Here is a 23,076-nt window from a genome sequence, read left to right as displayed (position 1 = left end):
AGGAGAGTCGCCATGAGCCCTCTGACGATCCGCAGCACCTCACCGGCCCCAGGCGCGCTGACCCCTGCGCGGCTGCGCCAGGCCAAGGAACTGATGTTGCACAGCCCTTTGTCGATCATCGAGATCGCCGGTGTGTGCAACCTGACCCGTAGCCATTTTTCGCGCGCGTTCAAGGTCAATACCGGTTTGTCGCCCCAGGCCTGGCGCCTGCTGGCGCGCATGGAGAAGGCCAAGCGCCTGCTGGCCACCGAGGCGCCGATCACCCATGTCAGCCTCGAATGCGGTTTCTGCGACCAGTCCCATTTCACCCGGGCATTCAGCCGCCTGGTCGGCCAGCCGCCCAAAGCGTGGCGGTTGACCACGCAAGGTGCCGCGTCCGGCCCGCATTCTTAAGCGCCTTTTATCCATTGGTATACCACCTTCGGGTAGTACGCCTGAGTTTCACACCCTAAGCCCAATGCAAGGAGTTACCCTCATGAGCCAACCGGATTACAAGCGCCTGAACAAAGACGACGCCGTGGTGCTGCTGGTCGACCACCAGACCGGCCTGATCTCCCTGGTGCAGGACTTCTCGCCCAACGAGTTCAAGAACAACGTACTGGCCCTGGGCGACCTGGCCAAGTTCTTCGGCCTGCCGACCATCCTCACCACCAGCTTCGAACAAGGCCCCAACGGCCCGCTGGTGCCCGAGCTGAAAGAGATGTTCCCAGACGCGCCGTACATTGCCCGCCCTGGCCAGATCAACGCCTGGGACAACGAAGACTTCGTCAAGGCGATCAAGGCGACAGGCCGCAAGCAGCTGATCATCGCCGGCGTGGTCACTGACGTATGCGTGGCCTTCCCGACCTTGTCGGCGCTGGCTGAAGGCTTCGAGGTGTTCGTGGTGACCGACGCTTCCGGTACCTTCAACGAAACCGTGCAGCAGGCCGCGTGGGTACGCATGACCCAAGCAGGCGCACACATGATGAACTGGTTCTCGGTGGCCTGTGAGCTGCACCGCGACTGGCGCAACGACATCGAAGGGCTGGGCAATCTGCTGTCGCAGCGGATTCCCAACTACCGCAACCTGATGAACAGCTATGCGGCGTTGAGCGCTCGCTGATCCAAGCCTGCACAGCGACAAAAAAGCCGGCGCCCTCACAGGGCGCCGGCCTTTTCGTTTGCCACTAGCGGGTGATTACTTACCCGCCGTCAGCGCGTTGTAGCTGGTCATCAAACTCCGATAGTCCGGAATGTGGTTGGAGCACAGTGCTGCCAACCCTTCGACGTCATTGCGCCAGTCGCGGTGCAGCTCACAGGCCACGCCAAACCAGGTCATCAGCTGCGCACCGGCACGGCTCATGCGGTCATGGGCGGCATCGCGGGTCATTGCATTGAAGGTGCCGGAAGCGTCGGTCACCACGAACATCTCAAACTCTTCTTCCAAGGCTGCCAGCGCCGGGAATGCCACACATACTTCGGTCACTACACCGGCGATGATCAGCTGCTTCTTGCCAGTGGCCTTCACTGCCTTGACGAAATCTTCGTTGTCCCAGGCATTGATCTGGCCTGGGCGGGCAATGTACGGGGCCTCTGGGAACAGCGCTTTCAGCTCGGGGACCAGCGGGCCGTTGGGGCCTTGCTCGAAGCTGGTGGTGAGGATGGTTGGCAGGTTGAAGAACTTGGCCAGGTCCGCCAGGGCCAGTACGTTGTTCTTGAATTTGTCCGGCTCGATGTCACGGACCAGGGACAACAGGCCAGCCTGGTGGTCGACCAGCAGCACAGCGGCGTCATCTTTGTTCAGGCGGTTGTAGGTGAATTTGCTCATGGTCCGTGCTCCTAAAAGGCTTCGATGTTTTCAGTAAGTGGGGTGTTTCGCGTTGATGGGCACAGATTAAATTCATCACCTTTGCTGCGGTAGACTGCGAAAATTGCCTTTAGCGTTCCATTTGGAGAACGATCATTGGAAGACCTCAACTCCCTCTACTACTTCACCCAAGTCGTCGAGCACGGCGGCTTCGCCCCGGCCGGGCGGGCGCTGGACATGCCCAAGTCAAAACTCAGCCGGCGCATTGCCGACCTTGAGGACCGCCTGGGCGTGCGCCTGCTGCACCGCACCAGCCGGCACTGCTCGTTGACCGAAATTGGCCAGGCCTACTACAACCGCTGCCTGGCCATGCGCGTGGAAGCCGAGGGCGCGGCGGAGATCATCGAGCGCAACCGCAGCGAGCCTCGCGGCCTGGTGCGCATCAGCTGCCCGACCACCCTGCTCAACTCCTGGGTCGGGCCAATGCTGACCCGTTACATGCTCAAGTACCCGCAGGTGGAGCTGTTCATCGAAAGCACCAACCGCCGCGTCGACCTGCTGCACGAAGGCTTCGACGTCGCGCTGCGCGTGCGCTTTCCGCCACTGGAAAACACCGACATGGTGATGAAGGTGCTGAGCAACAGCACCCAGTGCCTGGTGGGGCATCCGCAGTACCTGGCGCAACTGCCCGAAGGCTTCGACCCGCAGCTGCTTGGCACGCTGCCCAGCGTGCATTGGGGCAGCGCCCAGCGTGAGTACCAATGGGAGCTGTTCCAGGGCGAGGACATGAGCCGCAGCATCGTGATCCCGCACACGCCGCGCATGGTCACCGACGACCTGTTCGCGCTGCGGCATTTTGTAGTGGCCGGGGTTGGCATCGCGCACTTGCCACGGGTGGCCGTGCGCGAAGACTTGGCCGAGGGCCGGCTGGTGGAGTTGCTGCCAGAGTGGCACCCGCGGTGCGGCATCGTGCATGCGATCTTCCCGTCACGGCGCGGGTTGTTGCCGTCGGTGCGGTCGCTGATCGATCACCTGGCCGAGGAGTTCGCGATCAGCGACATGGCCTGAGTCAGTTGCTGTCAGTACCGGCCTCTTCACGGGGCCCAGCGCCCTGGAGACCACGCGGTCCCTGTGGGAGCGGGCTTGCCCCGCGAAGAGGCCAGCACACCCTTACAAGACCCTCACCTACGCGTGCGCCACAGTCTGGGATCATCCACCCCGGAGCCCTCATGATCCGCGCCAATCACGGACCAGGCCGCGCCCTGCTCGCCTCCCTCGCCCTTTGCCCCGCATTCAGCCAGGCAGATGAACCCGGCTGGTCGCTGCTCAGCCGTAACTACTTCCTGCACAGCGACTTCCGCTCGCCTTCCGGCAGCGGCCAAAACTACCGCCAGGAATGGGCCCAAGGCTTCATCGGTGAAATCCGTTCGGGGTTCACCGAAGGCACGGTGGGTGTTGGCATCGACGCGCATGGTTTTCTCGGCCTCAAGCTCGACGGTGGCCGCGGCCATGCCGGTACCGGCTTGCTACCGCGTGACAGCGATGGGCGTGCCGAGTCCGACTATTCCAGCGCCGGTGCAGCCCTCAAGCTACGCCTGGGCAATACCCTGCTGCGCTACGGCGAGATGACTGTCGAGACACCGGTGTTCGACACCGGCGACAAACGCCTGCACCCCGAATACGCCACGGGTTGGTTGCTGGAGAACACCGACCTGCCCGACTGGCGCCTGCAGGCGGGCCGCTTCACTGCGTTCAACAACCAGGACAACAGCTCGACCCACGACGATTTTGCCGGCTACGGCGCCACCACCCATGGCCGCGCTATCAGCCTGGCCGGCGCCACGTTCGCCCCCGATGGCCCGTTCGGCGGTGCGCTGTACGCCAGCCAGCTGCAAGACACCTGGCGCCAGGCCTACCTCAATCTCAACCTGGCCGAGGGTAATTGGCGCCTGGACGGCAACCTCTACAAAACCCGTGATACCGGCAACGCCAGCGCTGGCGCCATCGACACCACCGCGTACAGCCTGGCGGGCAAGTACCACTTCGGTGCCCAGGCACTGACCCTGGCCTACCAGAAGGTCGAGGGCGACACCCCCTTCGACTTCGTCGGCGGCGACTCCATCTACCTGGCCAACTCGATCAAGTACGCCGACTTCAACGGCCCCGGCGAGCGTTCGTGGCAACTGCGTTACGACCTCGACTTCGCCACCCTCGGCATGCCCGGCCTGAGCCTGATGGGCCGCTACGTCAGCGGCCGCGGTGTCGATGGCACGCATGCCCCGGCAGGTGGCGCCTACACGGCGCAACAAGGCCAGGGCGGGCGCCACTGGGAGCGCGATGTCGACCTCAAGTACGTGGTGCAGTCCGGCGCCGCCAAAGACCTCAGCCTGGCGCTGTCCCACGTCAGCCACCGCGCCAACCAAGCCCAGGCGGGCGATGATATCGACCGCCTCTACCTGATCATCGAATACCCACTCAAAGGCGGCTTCTGAAATGAGCACCTCCCCCTCAGGCGCTTGGAGCCCCTTGCGCAACACCACCTTCCGCATGCTGTGGATCGCCACCATCGCCTCCAACATCGGCACCTGGATGCACGAGGTGGGCGCTGGCTGGTTGATGACCACGCTGTCGGCCAGCCCGCTGCACGTGGCACTGATCCAGGTGGCGGGTTCGCTGCCGATGTTCTTCCTCGCCCTGCCCGCCGGCGCGGCGGCGGATATCGTCGACAAACGCCGCTACCTGTTACTGGTGCAACTGTGGATGTCAGCCGTTGCCGTGGTGCTGGCGGCCTTGACCCTGCTCGGCATGATGAATGTCACCTTACTGCTGGTACTGACGCTGGCCTTAGGCATCGGCACAGCGCTGATGATGCCGGCCTGGAGTGCGCTGACACCGGAGCTGGTGGGCAAGGAAGACCTGGCCAACGCCGTGGCCATTTCCAGTGTCGGCATCAATGTCTCGCGGGCAATCGGCCCGGCCTTGGCAGGCGTGGTGGTAAGCCTGGTGGGGCCATGGCTGACCTTTGCCCTGAATGCCGTATCGTTCGCCGGGGTGATTGTGGTGTTGCTACTGTGGAAGCGCGACGTGAAGGAGCCGCTGCTGCCGGCCGAACGTTTTATCGGCGCCATGCGCACCGGGTTGCGCTTTGCGCGTAGCGCCAAACCGCTGCAAGCAGTCTTGGTGCGGGCGCTGGCGTTCTTTCTCTGCGCCAGCGCTGGCACCTCGTTGCTGCCCTTGATCGTACGCGGCGAGATGCACGGCACAGCATCCGATTTCGGCCTGTTGCTGGCAGCGATCGGCATCGGCGCAGTGGCCGGCGCGACCTTGTTGCCGCGCCTGCGCGAGCGGATCAGCCGTGATCGCCTGGTGATGCTTGCCAGCCTGCTGTACGCGCTGTTCCTGCTAGCCCTGGCCCTGGTGCGCAACTTCTATGTGCTGCTGCCGGCGATGCTGCTCAGCGGCGCAGCGTGGATCGCAGTGCTGTCCAACCTGCAAGTTGCGGCGCAAACCTCGGTACCTGCCTGGGTGCGGGCGCGGGCGCTGTCGGTGTACATCCTGATCTTCTTCGGCGCGATGGCGTGTGGCGGCCTGCTGTGGGGCACACTGGCCAGCCATGCATCGATCACCCTGAGCCTGCTGCTGGCAGCCGGTGGCCTGGGGCTTGGGACCCTGCTGACCTGCAAGGTCGCCCTGCCCGAGACTGAGGCCGAGGAATTGACCCCATCGCTGCATTGGCCAGCGCCGTTGCTGGACGCTGACCTGGACCAGGACAGCGGGCCGGTGATGGTCACAGTCGAGTACCACATCGAACCGGCCAAGGCCGAGGCGTTCCAGCTGGCGGCGCGCGAACTGGAAGCCATGCGCAAGCGCAATGGCGCGTTGTCGTGGGGGTTGATGCGCGACAGTGCCGACCCACACCTGTGGCTGGAGTTCTTCTTCGAGGAGTCGTGGTTGGAGCACCTGCGCCATCACCACCGGGTGACCCGAGGCGAGCTTAAGATCGAAGCGCGGGTGCGGATGCTGCAGACAGAAGGTGTGCCGGTGCAGATTCGGCACCTATTGGCTGGGCAGTCGCACAAGCCACAGCATTGACGCCGGCACAAACAAAAAAAGGGGCCCTGATGGGCCCCTTCTTCACATCAGCTTAGAACGCAAAACACGAACACCCCAACGCCCCCCAGAACCCTTGGAAGTCGTTCACCGGCACGCTGGAATGCCGCGCCTTTTCGTGGCTGTGTGCATGCACCCCACACGGCCCGCTGCACTGGTGCACCGCCGCTGCCAGCGATGGCGTACCCACACGCCAGTGCCCCGGCACCTTGGCCACCGGCGACCATTCCGGCAAGACCGGTACCTGCGGTGGGCCGAGCCTGTCGAACTCGCCGGCAGCGTACACGACCTTGCCGTCAACGATGGTCAGCACCGACTCGATGCCCTTGATCGCTTCTTCCTCGACACTGAAGAAGTCCAGCGACAACGCCGCCAGGTCCGCCAACTGGCCAACCTTGATCTGGCCCTTCTTGCCCTGCTCGCTGGAGAACCAGGCGCTGCCCTGCGTGAATAATTGCAGCGCGGTGTCACGGCTCAGGCCCTCAGGGTACAGCTCCATGCCGCCGACGGTCTTGCCGCTGACCAGCCAGTACAGCGAAGTCCACGGGTTGTAGCTGGAGACGCGGGTCGCGTCGGTACCGGCCCCAACCGGCACGCCCATGTCGAGCATGCGCTTGATCGGCGGGGTCTGCTCGGCAGCCTTGGCGCCGTAGCGGTCGACGAAGTACTCACCTTGGAAGGCCATGCGGTCCTGGATGGCGATACCGCCGCCCAAGGCGCGCACGCGCTCGATGTTCTGCGGGGTGATGGTCTCGGCGTGGTCGAAGAACCACGGCAGGCCATTGAACGGGATGTCGCGGTTGACCTTCTCGAACACATCCAGCATGCGCGTGATGGATTCGTTGTAGGTGGCGTGCAGGCGGAACGGCCAGCGCTGCTCGACCAGGTGGCGTACCACCGGTTCCAGCTCTTCTTCCATGGTTTGCGGCAGGTCCGGGCGCGGCTCGAGGAAGTCCTCGAAGTCGGCCGCGGAGAACACCAGCATCTCACCCGCGCCGTTATGGCGCAGGAAGTCGGTGCCGCTGTGCAGCTTGACGCTGGAGGTCCACTTCTTGAAGTCGTCGAGTTCTTCCTTGGGCTTCTGGGTGAACAGGTTGTAGGCGATGCGCACGGTCAGCTGGTTGTTGTCTGCCAGCTCCTGGATCACCGAGTAATCGTCCGGGAAGTTCTGGTAGCCGCCCCCGGCGTCGATGGCGCTGGTCAGGCCCAGGCGGTTGAGCTCACGCATGAACTGGCGGGTCGAGTTTACCTGGTACTCCAGCGGCAGCTTCGGCCCTTTGGCCAGGGTGGCGTAGAGGATCATCGCGTTAGGGCGGGCGATGAGCATGCCGGTCGGCTCGCCGAACTTGTTGCGCTGGATCTCGCCACCCGGCGGGTTCGGCGTGTCCTTGGTGTAACCCACGGCTTTGAGCGCGGCGCGGTTGAGCAGCGCGCGGTCGTACAGGTGCAGCAGGAACACGGGGGTATCGGGCGCGGCCTGGTTGATTTCTTCCAGGGTCGGCATGCGCTTTTCAGCGAACTGGAACTCGTTCCAGCCACCGACCACACGCACCCACTGCGGGGTCGGGGTACGGGCGGCTTGGTCCTTGAGCATGCGCAGGGCATCGGCTACCGAAGGCACGCCTTCCCAGCGCAGCTCCAGGTTGTAGTTCAGGCCACCGCGGATCAGGTGCAGGTGGGAGTCGTTCAGGCCCGGGATGACCGTGCGCTGCTTGAGGTCGATGATCTGCGTGGTGGCGCTTTTGTGGGCCATGGCTTCGGCGTCGCTGCCGACGGCGATGAAGCGGCCGTCCTTGATGGCGACGGCGGTGGCGGTGGGCTTCTCACGGTCGACAGTGTGCAGTTTGCCATTGAACAGAATGAGGTCGGCGGTCATGGAGCCTCCTTGAGTGGATGCATGGGCGGAACCGGCGGAGCCGGCGAAGGGCAATGCGGACCAGAGCGCGCCGGCGGCACCGAGCACGGTGCTGGTGGCGAGGAACTGGCGACGGCTCTTGTCGTTAGGGTCCTGGGACATGGTCTTCTCCGTCTGGGTGCGGCAGCGGCAAGCGCAACTGCGGAGCATGCCGGTTCAAGCCTGGTCAGGGATTGCATGGATGTGCGGTGGGTTGAAGAAGGTTAGCCCTGTTCACGTTTTGTGCTGCCAGGGCCGGCCTCTTCGCGGCGGTCCGGCGCCCCGGTGAACCCGCTCCCACAAGGGCATCACATACCCCAAAAGCTGTGTTGAACCTGTGGGAGCGGGTTCACCGGGGCGCCGGACCGCCGCGAATGCCTCACACCGTCATCGCTGGAGGAACGCCAACAAGTCTTCATTCAGCTGCTGCGCATGCGTCACGGCAAACCCATGCGGCGCACCTTCATACACCTTCAGCTCGGCCCCACGAATCAACTCGGCGGCTTTCTTGCCCGTGGTCTCGAACGGCACGATTTGGTCCGCATCACCGTGAATCACCAAGGTCGGCACCTCGATCTTGGCCATGTCCGGGCGGAAGTCGGTCTTGGAGAACGCGGTGACGCAATCCAGCGTGCCCTTGATCGAGGCCAGCAGCGCGATGTTCAGGGTCTGCGTCAGCACCCCCTGGGACACCTGCTGCCCTTGGTTCAAGCCATAAAACGGCGTGGCAAAATCGGCGATGAACTGCGCCCGGTCGGCACGCAGGCCCGCCTGAATGCCCTCGAACACCGCAGCCTCGACCCCCTCAGGGTTGTCATCCCGCTGGCCAAACACCGGCGTCACCGCCCCCAGCAGCACAAGCCCGGCCACCCGCTCGTTACCATGGCGCGCGATGTAGCGGCTGACATCGCCACCGCCCATGGAGAAGCCCACCAAGGTCACTTCACGCAGGTCGAGGTGTTCGATCAGTTGGGCGATGTCATCGGCAAACGTGTCGTAGTCATAGCCATTCCACGGCTGGCTCGACCGGCCGAAACCACGGCGGTCGAAGGCGATGGCGCGGTAGCCACGGCTGGCCAGGAATTCCATCTGCGAATCCCACATGTCGGCGTCCAACGGCCAACCGTGGCTGAACAGCACGGGCTTGCCGCTGCCCCAGTCCTTGAAATAGAGCGAAGTGCCATCGCGGGTTACGAGTGTGCTCATATCGGTATCTCCTTGAAAGTCTATGGGGGAAGGGGCTGAATCAGCCACGCAGCCAGTTGGCGCAGCGGCGGGTTACCCACGGCATGATGTAGAACACCACGGGCAGGATGACAAACAGGTTGACGATCAGGTTGCCGGTGATCGCGCCGCCCAAGTGCGGAAAGCGCGCGAACAACGGCGCCAGCAGTTGCGGAATGACCATGGTCATCGGGCAGATCACCAGGTAGGTCAGCAACGCCTGCTTCCAGCGCGGCGGTTGTGCCGCCGTGGTGCTCGGTGGGGTGAACCAGAACTCTGGGTCTTCGTGAACCTGGGTGTTATCGCCCTCCTCCAGCAGCGGCAGCACCTGGCTGACCAGCGTCTGGCGCTCGGTGGAGTTGACCCAGGCCTGCAGCAGGCTGGCATCGCTGAAGCGCACCACGGTGGTGAAGTGGCGGCCGCCGTCTTCGGGGCGGATCACGTTGACGTCGAGGTGGCCGGGTTGGCGGCGCGCGGCACTGACCGTGTGCTTGAGCCAGTCCTCGTAGCCGGCCAGCGCCTCGGCGCGAACCTTGTGCTGGATGACCAGGGTGACCACGTTGCGGTTGTCTTGGAGTGCGGTGTTCATCGACATTCCTTGGGATGAGCTGGCCCGCACTCACTGTGCAACAGCGAACGGGCGGAGGATTGAATGGGTGTGCTGCCCTTGCCGGGCACCGACGGTCGGTGCCCGGTGCGCGGCGGCTTACTTGCCGGCGTTGAAGGCGTTGTAGCTGGTCATCAGGTTGCGGTAGTCCGGGATGTGGTTGGAGCACAGCGCCGCCAGGCCTTCGACGTCATTGCGCCAGTCGCGGTGCAGCTCACAGGCCACGCCGAACCAGGTCATCAACTGCGCACCGGCCTGGCTCATGCGGTCATGGGCGGCATCGCGGGTCATCGCGTTGAAGGTGCCGGACGCATCGGTTACCACGAACACCTCGAACTCTTCTTCCAAGGCTGCCAGGGCCGGGAAGGCGACGCAGACCTCGGTCACTACACCGGCGATGATCAGCTGCTTCTTGCCGGTCGCCTTTACCGCTTTGACGAAGTCTTCGTTGTCCCAGGCGTTGATCTGGCCTGGGCGGGCGATGTAAGGGGCGTCTGGGAACAGCGCTTTCAATTCAGGCACCAGCGGGCCGTTGGGGCCTTGCTCGAAGCTGGTGGTGAGGATGGTTGGCAGGTTGAAGAATTTGGCCAGGTCGGCCAGGGCCAGCACGTTGTTCTTGAACGCGTCTGGCTCGATGTCGCGGACCAGGGACAGCAGGCCAGCCTGGTGGTCGACCAGCAGCACAGCGGCGTCGTCTTTGTTCAGGCGGTTGTATTTGAATGGGGCCATGGTCGTTGCTCCTAAGGGTTTTGATGTTCAGTAAGTTGGGTGTTTCGCGTTGATGGGAGAAGATTAAAACCATCACCTTTGGAGCGGTAGATAGCGGTTTTTGGCTTTAGCGTTCTGTTTTGTGAACGATGGATTGGCAGGCCTGTAAACCGGCAAGCCGGCTTCATGGACGCTGGGCTTTTTGAAGACCACAAGCCAATTCCTACGCCATGCTTCGTCTGAGGAAAATCCCTACAAGTAGTGTCGATACCGATCTGATTGTTCGTGTTGCCCGTGATACCTAGGCTTGTGGACTTGCCGTCGCTTCAGCAATCGCTAGTCGCCAGGTACTTCTTTGAACCCCCCTATCTCGCCCGCGAAAATCACTGAGAAAACGTGTCAGAGCACTTGGTTGGATAGGGGGTTGCCAGACCTCAGGTCTCTTGACCGTGAAATGCGTGCACAAGCCATCGATGAGGTCGCTGCAGCAGGCACCCATGAGGGCGCCATCGAGCGGGTTGCTCACCACCTAGGCTTGAGCAACTCATCGAGCGCCTTTGTGGTCATCAACACACCCTTGGGGGATGTTCAGATTCGACGCAGCTGCATCCATCACATCGTCGAGAAAAGGCAAGATGCGCGGGAGCGCTACATCCAAGTCGCTGTGGATACCCTGACCGGGCCGTTTGAGGTGTGGAGCGTGGCCTATACCAACGACACACATAGGTTGGCATTTATAGGGGTATATGAAGCCAAGCGGCAGATGCTGGCGATCGTTACGCTCGAGAGCGGAAAAATACTGTGGAATTTCATGCAGTGCGACGCGAAAGCACTCAACAAGCACCGCCATGGCGAACTGCTGTACAAGCGCTATGAGTTTCTGCCGGGCAAAGAAAAGGGCCACTGTCACCAGTAGCCCTGAATAGACGCTTGATATTCATATACACACCCTCAAGCCGGGGTGTGGAGGTCTCACCCTGCGCTGATGATTCAGCCATCGACGGGGTTCCTACGCCAGTTACTGCCGCTGAATGGCAACTGGTTTCGCGCTCGGGTAAAACGCTATCACAGTCTTTGAGCAAGTCAACAGCTTTGCGGCAATGCGGGATGTAGTTGGAGCACAGCCCGCGACCCCTTCGACCACAGGGCAACGGCCTTGACCGTCAGATACAACTTACCCGTCCCCCATTGCCTGCCTGCCCAACCTGCTCTATTACTACGCACAGCCCTCCCCTCACCCCCGAGACCACCATGCTGGCTTTCATCCAGTCGTCCCCGTTGTTGCTCGGCACTTCACTGATCCTGCTCGACCTGATTCTCTGGCAACTGATCCCCCTCCAACGCCGGGCCTGGCGTATCGGCTCGCGGCTGGTGATTTTCCTGCTGTTCAGCTGGGTGCTGCTGGCCGCGGGCATGAGCCCTTTGCAGCCGCCGCCATGGCCTGACGATGTGTCGCGCAACCTGATGGCGACAGTGCTGACGATCGGCTGGTGGCTGTTCGGTGCGCGCACGGTGACCGTGGTGTTCGGGCTGTTGCTGGTGGCGCGTGGCAGCCATGGCGGGCGGTTGCTGCAGGATGTGCTGGGGGCGCTGATCTTTTTGGCGGCGGTGGTGGCTGCGGCGGGCTATGTGATGCAACTGCCGGTGAAGGGGCTGCTGGCCACCTCCGGGGTGATGGCCATCGTCATCGGCCTGGCGCTGCAAAGCACCTTGGCCGACGTGTTCAGCGGCATCGTGCTGAACACGACGCGGCCGTATCAGATCGGCGATGCCATCTCCATCGACGGCACCGAAGGCAAGGTGCTGGACATCGACTGGCGTGCCACGCGGCTGCTGACCAGTGCCGGCAGCCTGGCGGTGATCCCCAATTCGGTGGCGGCCAAAGCCAAACTGCTCAACCACAGCCGCCCGCCTGACGTGCATGGGGTGTCGATCAGTGTGGTGGTGCCGGCCAAGGTGCGCCCCAAGCGGGTGTTCGATGCGCTGGAAAAGGCCCTGCAGGGCACGCGCGCGATACTCGCCACGCCCAAGCCCAAGGTCACGGTGAAGGCGTCGACCCTGGAGTCGGTGGAGTACGAAGCCAGTGGCTTCATTGCCGACATGGGCGGCAAGACCGACGCGCGCAATCAGCTGTTCGACCTGGCCCATCGGCACCTGGAGGCCAGTGGCGTGATGTGGAACGTCGACCTGGCCCTGCCGCCGCGCAGCCGCCAACGCGAGGTGCTGGATGAAGTGCGGGTGTTCCGCTCGCTGAGCGATGAAGAGCGCGATGCGCTGAGCCAGCGCATGACGGCCGTGGAATACCTGGCGGACCAGGTGATCCTGGGTGTGGGCGAGCGCTCGGATCACCTGTTGGTGATTGGCAGCGGCGTGGTTTCAGCGTCGATTCGCGATGGTGACAAGCTGCTGGAGGCCGGGCGCATGGGGCCGGGGGAAGTGCTGGGGATCGAGGGGATCATCGACGAAGACGACTCGATGGCCGAGTTCCGCACCTTGACCAGCTGCGTGCTGTACCGCATTGAAAAAGCGCAGGTGAAGAGCTGCCTTGAGCAGCGCGGGGAGGTGCAGACGGCGTTGAGCAAATTGCAGCGGTTCCGGCGCCAGAGCCGGGAGTCGCTGTTGCTGCAGAAGCCGGTTTCGATCAAGAAAGGCGGCTTCCTCAGCTGGCTGCACAAGTAAGCCTGTACTTGCCCCTTCGCGGGTAAACCCGCTCCCACAGGGATTGCGCAAAGCTGAAACCCTGTGCAGTACCGGTGGGAGCGGGTTTACCCGCGAAGAGGCCAGTGCTTACAGCACAACTCTCAAGCACTGCCCCGCGTGGTACAGCGAAAAACCGGACTCGTAGAACGCCGTGCGCAGCGACGGCGCGCTCACCCCTGTCATCGGCGAGAACGGAATCGGCAGGCTGTCCGCTTCGTCCTTGAGCAAGAACTCGGCAAACGCTCGCCCGATCACGGTCCCGGTGGTGTTGCCGCGGCCGTTGTAACCGGTCACCGCCACCAGCCCCGGCGCCGGCTCGAACAGGCGCATCAGGTGGTCGGGGGTAAAGTCGATGCAGCCGGTCCAGTGCATCTCCCACTCGACCTTGCCCAGCTCAGGGTAGTAATGGCTCTGGATACGGTCAGCCCAGCTGCGCACGAACCAGGCCGGCTTGTTGTCGACCCGGCCCAGGCTGCCGAGCAGCAGGCGGCCCTGGTCGTCGCGGCGGATGCTGCTGAGCACGGTGCGGGTGTCCCAGGAGCCCTGGCCATGCGGCAGCACCTTGTCAGCGGCAGCGCCGTGCAGCGGCTTGGACGCGACCTGGTAGTAGTAACCGCGGAAGAACTGCTTCTGCAGGTTGCTCCAGTCGCCTTCGGTGTAGGCACCTGTGGAAATCACCACCTTGTCGGCGCGCACCGAGCCACGTGCCGTTTTCACGCGCCAGCCATCACCCTCGCGCTCCAGGCCCTCGACCGAGGACTGCTGGAACACCTTGCCACCCAGGCGCGAAACCGCAGCGGCCAGGCCTTGGGTGTAACCCATGGGGTTGATGGTGCCGGCGCGGCGGTCGAGCAGCGCGGCGGAAATCTTGTCGGTACCGCAGTATTCCTGGCACTGGGCGCCGGTCAGCAGTTCGACGTCAGCGCCGCGGCGGCTCCATTGTTCATGGCGGGCTTCGAGGTCGGCAATGCCGGTGGCGTTGTGCGCCATGTGCAGCGTGCCTTTGTGCTGGGCTTGGCAGTCGATGCCCAGGCGCTCGATCATGGCGAATACCTCGCCCGGTGCTTCGCCAAGCACCTTGTTCAAGCGGCTGCCCTGCTTCTGGCCGAGGGTCGCCTCGACGTCGTCGGGGCGGATCCAGGTGCCGGCATTGACCAGGCCGACGTTACGTCCGGAGCCACCGTGGCCGATCTTCCAGGCTTCCAGCAAGATCACCGACTTGCCCTGTTCGAGCAGGTGGATCGCTGCGGACAGGCCGGTGATGCCGCCACCGATGACACAGACATCGGCCTTGTGCTCACCGGCCAAGGCCTGGGCGGCGACGGTCGGTTTGCTGACGAATTCCCACAAGCATTGTTGACGCAGTTCGGACATGGCCGGCTCCAGCAGTGTTGTTCTTATTGCGGGTGCATCTAATGTTTTGGGGCCGCTTTGCGGCCCATTCGCGGGCAAGCCCGCTCCCACAGAGATCGCGTTGGCTGCAAGATTTCTGTGGGAGCGGGCTTGCCCCGCGAACCGGGGGCTAAGCCCCCGGCCCTGCAGCATCAGTCGAACACGATACCCTGCGCCAGCGGCAGCTCGCGCGAGTAGTTGACGGTGTTGGTCTGACGACGCATGTAGCCTTTCCAGGCATCCGAACCGGATTCACGACCACCGCCGGTTTCTTTCTCGCCACCAAACGCACCGCCGATCTCGGCGCCGCTGGTGCCGATGTTGACGTTGGCGATGCCGCAGTCGCTGCCCGAGGCACTCTGGAAGCGCTCGGCTTCACGGATGTCGGTGGTGAAGATGCACGAGGACAGGCCTTGTGGCACTTCGTTGTTCAGGCGCAGGGCCTCTTCGAAATCATCGTAGGCCAGCACGTAGAGGATCGGCGCGAAGGTCTCGTGGCGAACCACGTCGCTCTGGGCCGGCATCTCGGCGATGGCTGGGGACACGTAGTAGGCGTTCGGGTACTGGTCAGCCAGCTGACGCTCGCCGCCAAACACCTGGCCACCTTCGTCGCGGGCCTTGGCCAGCGCGCCCTGCATGGCGTCGAACGACAGTTTGTCGATCAGCGGGCCCACCAGGTTGTCTTTGCGTGGGTCACCGATACGTACTTTGCCGTAGGCGGCTTTGACGCGGGCAACCACTTCGTCCTTGATCGAGCGGTGCACGATCAGGCGGCGCAGGGTGGTGCAGCGCTGGCCCGCAGTACCCACGGCGGAGAACAGGATGCCGCGCACAGCCAGGTCCAGGTCCGCGCTCGGGGCCAGGATCATGGCGTTGTTGCCGCCCAGTTCGAGGATGCTGCGGCCGAAGCGTGCGGCAACACGTGGGCCTACTTCACGGCCCATGCGGGTGCTGCCGGTGGCGCTGACCAGCGGCACACGTGGGTCATCGACCATCGCTTCGCCCGCTTCACGGCCACCGATGACCAGTTGCGCCAGGCCAGCCGGTGCATCGCCAAAGGCTTTCAGGGCTTTTTCGAACAGCGCCTGGCAGGCCAGGGCGGTCAGTGGGGTCTTTTCCGACGGTTTCCACACCACCGAGTTACCGGCCACCAGGGCCAGCGCGGTGTTCCAGGCCCAGACGGCAACCGGGAAGTTGAAGGCGCTGATCACGCCAACCACGCCCAGCGGATGCCAGGTTTCACGCATGTGGTGGCCAGGGCGCTCGGAGGCGATGGTCAGGCCGTACAGCTGACGCGACAAGCCGACGGCGAAGTCGCAGATGTCGATCATTTCCTGGACTTCACCCAGGCCTTCCTGGGTGATCTTGCCGGCTTCGATCGAAACCAGTTCGCCGAGGTCGGCCTTGTGTTCACGCAGCACTTCACCGAACAGGCGGACCAGCTCGCCACGGCGTGGGGCCGGCACGGTGCGCCAGGCGTCGAAGGCGCTTTGGGCCTGATCGATGCGGGCGATGGTCTCGGCCTTGCCGAGCAGTTTCACCGAGGCGATCTGGCTGCCGTCGATCGGCGTGTGAACAGGGTAGTCGCCCTGGGTGTAAGCCTCGGCGGCAACGCCAAGGCGCTCGAGCAATCCAGCAACCATTTGTGCATCTCCTACATCGGTGATGGGGTGGAAAAATGATGTGGATCAGTATTAATCCGATCACACCAGTGCAACAAACGACCTTTATTCCGCATATCATTCCGTCAGGTAATGATTTGAGCCGCAGAGACCGCTATGTCCAAACGCCTGGTGCCCTCCATGACCGCCCTGCAGTGCTTTGAAGCTGCAGCCCGTCATTTAAGTTTCACCCGTGCCGCCGAAGAGCTGCACCTGACCCAGAGCGCGGTCAGCAAGCAAGTGGCGCAACTCGAAGACATGCTGCGCCACCACCTGTTCCTGCGCATCCGCCGCCGCCTGCAGCTAACGCCAGCGGGCAGCCTGTACCTGGCCGAGGTCAACAAGATCCTCACCCAGGTGGACATGTCCAGCCGCTACGTACTGACCTATGGCGAGCAGACCGAGATATTGAAGGTAGCCACTCAACCGAGTTTTGGCGTGCGCTGGCTGATCCCCCACCTCAAAGGCTTTGGCAAGCGCCACACCAATATCCACCTGGACATCCGTAACGAGATGGAGCCATTCGCTTTGCTGCAAGGCTCGGCGGATGTGGTGTTCTTCTATGGGCAAGGCACCTGGCCGGGGGCGACCTGCGTGGAGCTGTTCCGCGAAGAGGTGGTGCCGGTGTGCGCGCCGGAGCTGTTGGCCGGGCGGGTGCTGGCCGATGCCGGTGAGTTGGCCGAGCTGGTGCTGCTGCAGAGTACGTCGCGGCCAGAGGCGTGGCATGAGTGGTTTCTGGAGCTGGGGCTGCAGAGTGTCAGCGCCTACCATGGGCCGCGGTTCGATACGTTCTATATGGCCTTGAGCGCGGCGCAGGCGGGCTGTGGGGTGGCGCTGGTGCCGCGGTACCTGGTGGCCAAGGAGCTGAATGAAGGCAGCCTGGTCATTGCCTGGAATCATGCGATGAAGAGTACCGGGGCGCATTACTTGGCGTATGCCGAGCATGCGGCGGAGGTGCCGAAGGTGCGGGCGTTGGTGGAGTGGATTCGCGAGCAGTTGTAGGCTTTAGGGCCTCTTCGCGGGTAAACCCGCTCCCACAGGTACTGCACAGCGTTCAAACATTGCACCACCCCTGTGGGAGCGGGTTTACCCGCGAAGGGGCCCTAAGGTCGATCAAAAAAGGAATGACACTCGCACTTTTTTTCGCTTGTGAGCCATGTGCATTCCCAGCTTTCATGTAAGCGTCCGAACCCAACCAGGAAGCTAGCGATGCCCGCCCACGATTTCGTCAGCCCAGACAGCATCCGCGCGCAGTTCTCTGCCGCCATGTCGCTCATGTACAAACAGGAAGTGCCGCTGTATGGCACGCTGCTGGAGCTGGTGAGCGAAATCAACCAGCAGGTGATGGCCCAGCAACCAACGGTGGCCGAAGCGCTGCGCTGGACCGGCGAAATCGAGCGCCTGGACCAGGAACGCCACGGCGCCATCCGCGTCGGCACCGCCGAAGAACTGGCGACCATCGCCAAACTGTTCGCGGTGATGGGCATGGAGCCCGTCGGCTATTACGACCTCAGCTCTGCAGGCGTACCCGTGCACTCCACCGCCTTCCGCGCCGTGCACGAGCAGTCCCTGCATGTCAGCCCGTTCCGGGTGTTCACCTCGCTGCTGCGCCTGGAATTGATCGACAACCCGCAACTGCGCGAACTGGCACAGGGCATCCTGGCCAAACGCAAGATTTTCACCCCGCGCGTACTCGAGCTGATTGCCCAGTGCGAGCGTGACGGCGGCCTCAGCGCAGCCGACGCAGAGGCGTTCGTGCAGGAAGCGCTGCACACCTTCCGCTGGCACCATGACGCCACGGTAACCGCCGAGCAGTACCAGCAACTGCACGACCAGCACCGTCTGATTGCCGATGTGGTGGCCTTCAAGGGCCCGCACATCAACCACCTGACCCCGCGCACCCTGGACATCGACGCGATCCAGGTCGGCATGCCGGCCAAGGGCATTCCACCAAAGGCCGTGGTCGAAGGCCCGCCCACCCGCCGCCACCCAATTCTGCTGCGCCAGACCAGCTTCAAGGCGCTGCAGGAAAAAGTCGCCTTCAGCGGCCAGCAAGGCAGCGAGGGCAGCCACACCGCGCGTTTCGGCGAAATCGAACAACGCGGTGCAGCACTGACGCCGAAAGGCCGCCAGCTGTACGACAAACTGCTCGATGCTACCCGCGCCGCCTTGGGCGGTGTGCCAGCCGAAGCCAATGCCGAGCGTTACAGAACGCTGTTGAGCCAGACCTTCGCCGAGTTCCCCGACGACCTGGCGCAGATGCGTGAACAGGGCCTGGCCTACTTCCGTTACTTCGCCACCGAAAAAGGCCTGGCCGCTCGCGATCACAGCGACCGCCCGACCACCCTGCAAGGGCTGATCGATGCGGGGCATGTGCACTTCGAGGCGCTGGTGTACGAGGACTTCCTGCCAGTGAGTGCAGCGGGGATCTTCCAGTCCAACCTGGGCGATGATGCGCAGGCAGAATACGGCAGCAACGCTAACCGTGAGGCGTTCGAAGCTGCATTGGGGTTGAAGGTGCAGGATGAGCTGGCGTTGTATGCGCAGAGCGAGCGCCGCTCGTTGCAGGCGTGTGCACAGGCGCTGAACCTGGGGTCGATGTAAGCCTTAGGGCCGCATTGGGTCGCGCTGCGGCCCAAGCGTCGGCAGGACCTGCACATCTGGCAGGTCCATCGCCGCCACCTCCGCGTGCAAGAATTCGCTCAAGCGCCGCAACCGCTCGCCACCCGGCCGGGTGCGCGGCCACACCAGGTAGTAATCCATGCCGCTGGGCACCGCCGTTGGCCAGGGCAAGCTCAAACGCCCCTGCGCCACATCCTCGGCCACCATCAGCAAATCCCCCATCGATATGCCATAGCCACGCGCCGCTGCGATCATGCCCAACTCCAGGGTATCGAACACCTGGCCGCCCTTGAGCGACACCTTGTCGCTAAGCCCCATGCGCTCCAGCCATTCGCGCCAGTCACGCTTGTCCACGGTCGGGTGCAGCAGTTCGATGCAGGCCAGCCGACGCTCGTCCCACGGCCCATCATCGAGCAGGTCCGGGGCGCCCACCGGGATCAGCAGTTCGGGAAACAACCGGCGCACTTCCCAATGCGCCGGGAACACGCCATCGCTGAGCAACACGGCGCAATCGAAAGGTTCCTGGTTGAAGTCGACATGGTCGACGTCCATCCAGGCGCTGGTCAGTTGCACTTCGTTACCGGGCTGCAGGTGACGAAAACGGCTTAGGCGAGCCAGCAACCAGCGCATGGTCAGGGTAGAGGGCGCTTTCATGCGCAAGATGTCATCTTCGCCGCGCAAGGTGTCGCAAGCCCGCTCCAGCGCGGCGAAGCCTTCGCGCACGCCGGGCAGCAACACCCTGGCCGCTTCGGTCAGCTGCAAGCTGCGGCCGCTGCGCACGAACAGGCGGCAGGCGAAGTGTTGTTCAAGGGTGCGGATATGGCGGCTGACCGCACTCTGGGTAATCGAAAGCTCTTCGCCGGCACGGGTGAAGGAGCTCAGTCGCGCAGCGGCTTCGAATGCGCGCAAGGCATACAACGGTGGGAGCTGACGAGACATTAGGCACCTGCCATGCGGGCTGGGGAACGGATCGCTGACAGCATAAACACATGAGTCAAACTCATGCCAATGATCGTTTTTATCCTTTTGTGCAAAGCTGACCAAAGCCTCAGAATCGCCCTTCGCTCACGGGATCAGGAAAAGGACCACACGCATGCATGTAGCGCCTACCACCGAACTCAAGGCTTTGCTGCGCCTGGCTGGGCCGCTGATCGCCTCGCAGTTGGCGCACATGCTGATGGTGCTGACCGACACCCTGATGATGGCCCGCATCAGCCCGCAAGCCTTGGCGGGCGGCGGCTTGGGCGCTGCGAGCTACTCGTTCGTGTCGATTTTTTGCCTGGGCGTGATCGCCGCGGTCGGCACGCTGGTGGCCATCCGCAAGGGTGCCAACGACATCGAGGGCGTCACACGCCTGGCACAAAGCGGCCTGTGGCTGGCCTGGGGCCTGGCCCTGGTCGCGGCGCTGGTGCTGTGGAACCTGGAGCCGGTGTTGCTGATGTTTGGCCAACAGCCGGAGAACGTCGCCTCGGCCGCCGAATTCCTCACCCTGCTGCCGCTGGCCCTGCCCAGCTACCTGACCTTCATGGCCCTGCGCGGCTTCACCAGCGCGCTTGGCCGCTCGACGCCGGTGATGGTCATCAGCGTGATAGGCACGGTGCTCAACTACCTGCTCAACGTTGCGTTGATCGAAGGCATGTTCGGCCTGCCCAAGCTGGGCCTGATGGGCATCGGCCTGGTCACTGCCGTGGTGTCGCTGGGCATGGCGATTGCCTTGGCCCTGTACATCCGCTGGCACTCGGCCTATGCCGCCTACCCGCTGCGCCAGGGCCTGTCACGCCCTTCCCTGCCAGCCCTGCGCGAGCTGTGGCGGCTGGGCCTGCCGATTGGCGGCACGTACATGGTGGAGGTGGGCCTGTTCGCCTTTGCCGCGCTGTGCATGGGCGTGCTCGGCAGCACGGAGCTGGCGGCGCATCAGATCGCGCTGCAGATCGTTTCCACGGCGTTCATGGTGCCCACCGGGCTGTCCTATGCCGTGACCATGCGCGTGGGCTTGTACTACGGCGGCGGCAACCTGCTCGCGGCCCGCAGCGCAGGCCGGGTGGGCATCGGTTTCGGCGGGATGATCATGTTCGCCTTCGCCGCGCTGTTCTGGCTGTTGCCGGATGCCCTGGTGGGGTTGTTCATCGACCGCAACGACCCCGCGTTCGCGGCCATCTACCAACTGGCCGTGCAGCTGGTGATGGTCGCGGCCTGGTTCGAGCTGTTCGACGGCATGCAGACCATCGCCATGGGCTCGATCCGTGGGCTGAAGGATGCCAAGACCACCTTCCTGATCGGGCTGTGCTGCTATTGGCTGGTGGGCGCCCCCAGCGCTTGGCTGTTCGCCTTCAACCTGGGAGGCGGCGCGGTCGGGATCTGGTGGGGGCTGGCGTTGGGGCTGGCCTGTGCGGCAGTGGCGCTGACCCTTGGCTTTGAATGGCGGATGAAACGGCTGTTGAGAAAGGCGGGTTTGCCTGACAGGTCTGCACTGCCTGTGTGATTGCCGGGGCTGCTTTGCAGCCCTAGCCGCATTACAGGCTAACCAGATGCGGCGTTCCACAGTCCTGCAAAAACGCCATCAACTCCGCCACCGGCAGCGGCTTGCTGACCAAAAATCCCTGCACCTGGTCACAGCCGAACTCGCGCAACAACGCCATCTGCGCTTCGCTTTCCACTCCCTCGGCAACCACTTCGAGGTTGAGGTTATGCGCCAGGTTGATCATGGCGTGCACCAGCTTGCGGTTCTCCTCGCGCATTTCCATCTCGGCGACAAAGCTGCGGTCAACCTTGAGCAAGGCGATTGGCAGGCTGTTCAAGTGCACGAACGATGAGAAGCCGGTGCCGAAGTCATCCAAGGAAAAACGCACGCCCAAGCGCCCAAGGGCATCCATGGTCTGGCGCACCTGTTCGTTGCGGCGCATGACCGCCGTCTCGGTCAGCTCGAACTCCAGCCAGCGCGCATCGACGCCGTGCTCGATGATCAACCGGCTCAGGGTGGCCAGCAGCTGGCTGTCCTGAAACTGCCTGAAGCTCAGGTTCACCGCCATGTGCAGCGGCGGCAGGCCATGCTCGCACAGCGCCTGCATGTCACGCAGCGCGCGCGATATCACCCAGTAGCCAAGCGGCACGATCAGCCCGCTCTGCTCGGCCAGCGGCACGAACTCGCTGGGCGGCAACAGGCCGCGCTCGGCATGGCGCCAGCGCACCAGCGCCTCGAGGCCAACGATGCGCCCATCGGCCAGGTTCAGCCGTGGCTGGTAATGCAGCTCCAGCTCGTCACGGCGCAGGGCCCGGCGCAGCTCGCTTTCCAGGTCGGCGAGGCTGCGGGCGTTGCGGTTGATGCGTTCGTTGAAGACATGAAAAGTACAGCCCTGGCTACCCTTGGCCTGGCGCATGGCGATGTGCGCATGCCACATCAGCGGGTCGGCGCCGCCCTGCGCCCGGGCGTGAGCCAGGCCCAGGCTGCAGCCGAGCAGCAGGCTTTCGCCGTCGATCCAGTAGGGCTCGGCCAAGGCTTCGATGATGCGTTCGGCCATCCACTCGGCGCGGTTCGGGTCGCGGCGGGTATCGATCAGCAGGGCGAATTCGTCACTGCCCAGCCGGGCCAGCTGGTCACCGGCCTCCAGTTGCAGCTTGAGCCGTGCCACCACCTGCAGGATCAGCCGATCGCCGCTTTGATGGCCAAGCGCGTCGTTGACGTGGCGGAAGTTGTCCAGGTCGAGGTGGCCGAGGGCCAGGCCACGGCCATCCCCCTCTGCCAGGCGCGTGGTCAGCAAGGCCTGGAAACCCTGGCGGTTGGCAATACCGGTCAGCGGGTCCTGCTCGGCCAGGCGTTGCAAAGTGGCAACCAGCACGCCGCGCTCGCGAACGTGGCGCAACGAGCGGCGCAAGGCATCGGCATTGAGGTGGTCACGCACCAGCCAGTCGCTGACCCCGGTGGGCGCCACTTCAGGCTCGTGATCGAGCAGCACGACCGTGGGCAGCTCGCAGCGGCCGGGGGCTGGCTGCAAGGCCGGGGTGGCCAGGATCACGGCTTGGCGGTCGTGGCTGAACAGGCTGTCGACCGACTCCCAGTCAGGTGCGGTCAACAACACCGCGCTGCCGCTCAGTGCTTGCACGCACTCGCGCAACAGCACGGCCCATTCCGGCTCATCAGCCAACAGCAGCAAACGCAACGGTTCGACAGGCGTGGACAAGCGGGCTCCTTAGGGCATGGGCGGGTGCAACGGCAGAGGCCAAGTATGCCACTGCATGAATGAAAATGATTTACGCTTTTATATATGTAGGCAACGACACATTTCGTCGTGCATCGTGCGCGAAACCAGGCCAACCGGCAAATACGATTTTTTCGGTGAATAGCATGAGCCTGACTAATACTTATGCGCTGATA

Annotated in this window: 19 protein-coding genes; 10 read left to right on the top strand and 9 right to left on the bottom strand. The window is 63.6% G+C overall.

Annotated elements, in window-relative coordinates:
• Nucleotides 1–12 precede the first annotated feature (12 nt).
• Both QOS90_RS01420 and ycaC (QOS90_RS01415) read left to right on the top strand, forming a co-directional pair.
• Nucleotides 13–393 (top strand): helix-turn-helix domain-containing protein, encoded by a 381-nt coding sequence (locus tag QOS90_RS01420; protein ID WP_050580711.1) that lies wholly within the window; start codon nt 13–15, stop codon nt 391–393.
• Between the two features lie 82 nt (nt 394–475).
• Nucleotides 476–1,102: an isochorismate family cysteine hydrolase YcaC gene (gene ycaC, locus QOS90_RS01415; RefSeq protein ID WP_027592192.1), complete on the top strand. Its 627-nt coding sequence runs from the start codon at nt 476–478 to the stop codon at nt 1,100–1,102.
• Between the two features lie 75 nt (nt 1,103–1,177).
• Here ycaC (QOS90_RS01415) and ycaC (QOS90_RS01410) read toward each other — a convergent pair whose 3' ends face one another.
• Nucleotides 1,178–1,807 carry an isochorismate family cysteine hydrolase YcaC gene (gene ycaC, locus QOS90_RS01410; protein ID WP_085272182.1) on the bottom strand — a complete coding sequence of 210 codons (630 nt, stop codon included), beginning with the start codon at nt 1,805–1,807 and terminating at the stop codon, nt 1,178–1,180.
• A gap of 135 nt (nt 1,808–1,942) precedes the next feature.
• Here ycaC (QOS90_RS01410) and QOS90_RS01405 point away from each other — a divergent pair, with 135 nt between their 5' ends.
• The 3 genes from QOS90_RS01405 (at nt 1,943) to QOS90_RS01395 (ending at nt 5,878) form a co-directional block, all read left to right on the top strand.
• Nucleotides 1,943–2,854: a LysR substrate-binding domain-containing protein gene (locus QOS90_RS01405; protein WP_027592190.1), complete on the top strand. Its 912-nt coding sequence runs from the start codon at nt 1,943–1,945 to the stop codon at nt 2,852–2,854.
• A 161-nt stretch (nt 2,855–3,015) separates the two neighbouring features.
• A complete protein-coding gene (locus QOS90_RS01400) occupies nt 3,016–4,278 on the top strand; it encodes an OprD family porin (RefSeq protein ID WP_085272181.1) in 1,263 nt (420 codons plus the stop codon).
• 1 nt (nt 4,279) lies between these two features.
• Nucleotides 4,280–5,878, top strand: a complete 1,599-nt coding sequence (locus QOS90_RS01395; RefSeq protein ID WP_085272180.1) for an MFS transporter — start codon at nt 4,280–4,282, stop codon at nt 5,876–5,878.
• 52 nt (nt 5,879–5,930) lie between these two features.
• Here the strand turns inward: QOS90_RS01395 and QOS90_RS01390 are convergent, their stop codons facing one another.
• The 4 genes from QOS90_RS01390 to ycaC (QOS90_RS01375) all read right to left on the bottom strand — a co-directional run bounded on the left by QOS90_RS01390 (nt 5,931) and on the right by ycaC (QOS90_RS01375) (nt 10,350).
• Nucleotides 5,931–7,772 (bottom strand): amidohydrolase, encoded by a 1,842-nt coding sequence (locus QOS90_RS01390; protein WP_027592188.1) that lies wholly within the window; start codon nt 7,770–7,772, stop codon nt 5,931–5,933.
• 405 nt (nt 7,773–8,177) lie between these two features.
• Nucleotides 8,178–8,996: an alpha/beta fold hydrolase gene (locus QOS90_RS01385; RefSeq protein WP_085272179.1), complete on the bottom strand. Its 819-nt coding sequence runs from the start codon at nt 8,994–8,996 to the stop codon at nt 8,178–8,180.
• 40 nt (nt 8,997–9,036) lie between these two features.
• Nucleotides 9,037–9,603: an antibiotic biosynthesis monooxygenase gene (locus QOS90_RS01380; RefSeq protein WP_027592186.1), complete on the bottom strand. Its 567-nt coding sequence runs from the start codon at nt 9,601–9,603 to the stop codon at nt 9,037–9,039.
• A 117-nt stretch (nt 9,604–9,720) separates the two neighbouring features.
• Nucleotides 9,721–10,350 (bottom strand): isochorismate family cysteine hydrolase YcaC, encoded by a 630-nt coding sequence (ycaC, locus tag QOS90_RS01375; protein WP_085272178.1) that lies wholly within the window; start codon nt 10,348–10,350, stop codon nt 9,721–9,723.
• A gap of 433 nt (nt 10,351–10,783) precedes the next feature.
• On the opposite strand from ycaC (QOS90_RS01375), the gene QOS90_RS01370 reads away from it, so the two are divergent.
• Both QOS90_RS01370 and QOS90_RS01365 read left to right on the top strand, forming a co-directional pair.
• Nucleotides 10,784–11,245: a PBECR2 nuclease fold domain-containing protein gene (locus QOS90_RS01370; RefSeq protein WP_159455775.1), complete on the top strand. Its 462-nt coding sequence runs from the start codon at nt 10,784–10,786 to the stop codon at nt 11,243–11,245.
• A gap of 335 nt (nt 11,246–11,580) precedes the next feature.
• Complete coding sequence (locus tag QOS90_RS01365) at nt 11,581–13,008, top strand: mechanosensitive ion channel family protein (protein WP_085272177.1); 1,428 nt, start codon at nt 11,581–11,583, stop codon at nt 13,006–13,008.
• 108 nt (nt 13,009–13,116) lie between these two features.
• On the opposite strand, the gene amaA is transcribed toward QOS90_RS01365, so the two are convergent.
• Both amaA and amaB read right to left on the bottom strand, forming a co-directional pair.
• Nucleotides 13,117–14,403: an L-pipecolate oxidase gene (gene amaA, locus QOS90_RS01360; RefSeq protein ID WP_027592183.1), complete on the bottom strand. Its 1,287-nt coding sequence runs from the start codon at nt 14,401–14,403 to the stop codon at nt 13,117–13,119.
• 170 nt (nt 14,404–14,573) lie between these two features.
• Nucleotides 14,574–16,064 carry an L-piperidine-6-carboxylate dehydrogenase gene (gene amaB / locus QOS90_RS01355; RefSeq protein WP_012274799.1) on the bottom strand — a complete coding sequence of 497 codons (1,491 nt, stop codon included), beginning with the start codon at nt 16,062–16,064 and terminating at the stop codon, nt 14,574–14,576.
• 135 nt (nt 16,065–16,199) lie between these two features.
• On the opposite strand from amaB, the gene QOS90_RS01350 reads away from it, so the two are divergent.
• Both QOS90_RS01350 and hglS read left to right on the top strand, forming a co-directional pair.
• Nucleotides 16,200–17,084 carry a LysR family transcriptional regulator gene (locus tag QOS90_RS01350; RefSeq protein WP_085272176.1) on the top strand — a complete coding sequence of 295 codons (885 nt, stop codon included), beginning with the start codon at nt 16,200–16,202 and terminating at the stop codon, nt 17,082–17,084.
• A 207-nt stretch (nt 17,085–17,291) separates the two neighbouring features.
• Entirely contained in the window at nt 17,292–18,686 is a 1,395-nt protein-coding gene (gene hglS, locus QOS90_RS01345) for a 2-oxoadipate dioxygenase/decarboxylase HglS (RefSeq protein ID WP_085272175.1), read from the top strand.
• Nucleotides 18,687–18,689: 3 nt separating this feature from the next.
• Here hglS and QOS90_RS01340 read toward each other — a convergent pair whose 3' ends face one another.
• Entirely contained in the window at nt 18,690–19,643 is a 954-nt protein-coding gene (locus QOS90_RS01340; protein ID WP_027592180.1) for a LysR substrate-binding domain-containing protein, read from the bottom strand.
• Nucleotides 19,644–19,797: 154 nt separating this feature from the next.
• Between QOS90_RS01340 and QOS90_RS01335 the strand changes: the two genes are divergently transcribed.
• Complete coding sequence (locus QOS90_RS01335; protein WP_027592179.1) at nt 19,798–21,186, top strand: NorM family multidrug efflux MATE transporter; 1,389 nt, start codon at nt 19,798–19,800, stop codon at nt 21,184–21,186.
• A gap of 31 nt (nt 21,187–21,217) precedes the next feature.
• On the opposite strand, the gene QOS90_RS01330 is transcribed toward QOS90_RS01335, so the two are convergent.
• Nucleotides 21,218–22,882: a putative bifunctional diguanylate cyclase/phosphodiesterase gene (locus QOS90_RS01330; RefSeq protein ID WP_085272174.1), complete on the bottom strand. Its 1,665-nt coding sequence runs from the start codon at nt 22,880–22,882 to the stop codon at nt 21,218–21,220.
• Nucleotides 22,883–23,076: the final 194 nt, after the last annotated feature.

The sequence above is a fragment of the Pseudomonas sp. LAIL14HWK12:I10 genome, assembly GCF_900184205.1.
In the GTDB taxonomy this organism is placed as follows: domain Bacteria; phylum Pseudomonadota; class Gammaproteobacteria; order Pseudomonadales; family Pseudomonadaceae; genus Aquipseudomonas; species Aquipseudomonas kermanshahensis.
The sequence above is the reverse complement of the archived record's forward strand: the minus strand, read 5'-3'. Positions and strand labels throughout refer to the sequence as shown.

What these genes read in the sequence shown, in the direction of transcription:
- QOS90_RS01385 (WP_085272179.1), bottom strand. Translation starts at nt 8,996, where the DNA reads ATGAGCACACTCGTAACCCGCGATGGCACTTCGCTCTATTTCAAGGAC.
- QOS90_RS01350 (WP_085272176.1), top strand. Translation starts at nt 16,200, where the DNA reads ATGTCCAAACGCCTGGTGCCCTCCATGACCGCCCTGCAGTGCTTTGAA.
- QOS90_RS01420 (WP_050580711.1), top strand. Translation starts at nt 13, where the DNA reads ATGAGCCCTCTGACGATCCGCAGCACCTCACCGGCCCCAGGCGCGCTG.
- QOS90_RS01400 (WP_085272181.1), top strand. Translation starts at nt 3,016, where the DNA reads ATGATCCGCGCCAATCACGGACCAGGCCGCGCCCTGCTCGCCTCCCTC.
- QOS90_RS01335 (WP_027592179.1), top strand. Translation starts at nt 19,798, where the DNA reads ATGCATGTAGCGCCTACCACCGAACTCAAGGCTTTGCTGCGCCTGGCT.
- QOS90_RS01390 (WP_027592188.1), bottom strand. Translation starts at nt 7,772, where the DNA reads ATGACCGCCGACCTCATTCTGTTCAATGGCAAACTGCACACTGTCGAC.
- ycaC (WP_085272178.1), bottom strand. Translation starts at nt 10,350, where the DNA reads ATGGCCCCATTCAAATACAACCGCCTGAACAAAGACGACGCCGCTGTG.
- QOS90_RS01340 (WP_027592180.1), bottom strand. Translation starts at nt 19,643, where the DNA reads ATGTCTCGTCAGCTCCCACCGTTGTATGCCTTGCGCGCATTCGAAGCC.
- ycaC (WP_085272182.1), bottom strand. Translation starts at nt 1,807, where the DNA reads ATGAGCAAATTCACCTACAACCGCCTGAACAAAGATGACGCCGCTGTG.
- QOS90_RS01370 (WP_159455775.1), top strand. Translation starts at nt 10,784, where the DNA reads ATGCGTGCACAAGCCATCGATGAGGTCGCTGCAGCAGGCACCCATGAG.
- ycaC (WP_027592192.1), top strand. Translation starts at nt 476, where the DNA reads ATGAGCCAACCGGATTACAAGCGCCTGAACAAAGACGACGCCGTGGTG.
- amaA (WP_027592183.1), bottom strand. Translation starts at nt 14,403, where the DNA reads ATGTCCGAACTGCGTCAACAATGCTTGTGGGAATTCGTCAGCAAACCG.
- hglS (WP_085272175.1), top strand. Translation starts at nt 17,292, where the DNA reads ATGCCCGCCCACGATTTCGTCAGCCCAGACAGCATCCGCGCGCAGTTC.
- QOS90_RS01365 (WP_085272177.1), top strand. Translation starts at nt 11,581, where the DNA reads ATGCTGGCTTTCATCCAGTCGTCCCCGTTGTTGCTCGGCACTTCACTG.
- QOS90_RS01395 (WP_085272180.1), top strand. Translation starts at nt 4,280, where the DNA reads ATGAGCACCTCCCCCTCAGGCGCTTGGAGCCCCTTGCGCAACACCACC.
- QOS90_RS01380 (WP_027592186.1), bottom strand. Translation starts at nt 9,603, where the DNA reads ATGAACACCGCACTCCAAGACAACCGCAACGTGGTCACCCTGGTCATC.
- amaB (WP_012274799.1), bottom strand. Translation starts at nt 16,064, where the DNA reads ATGGTTGCTGGATTGCTCGAGCGCCTTGGCGTTGCCGCCGAGGCTTAC.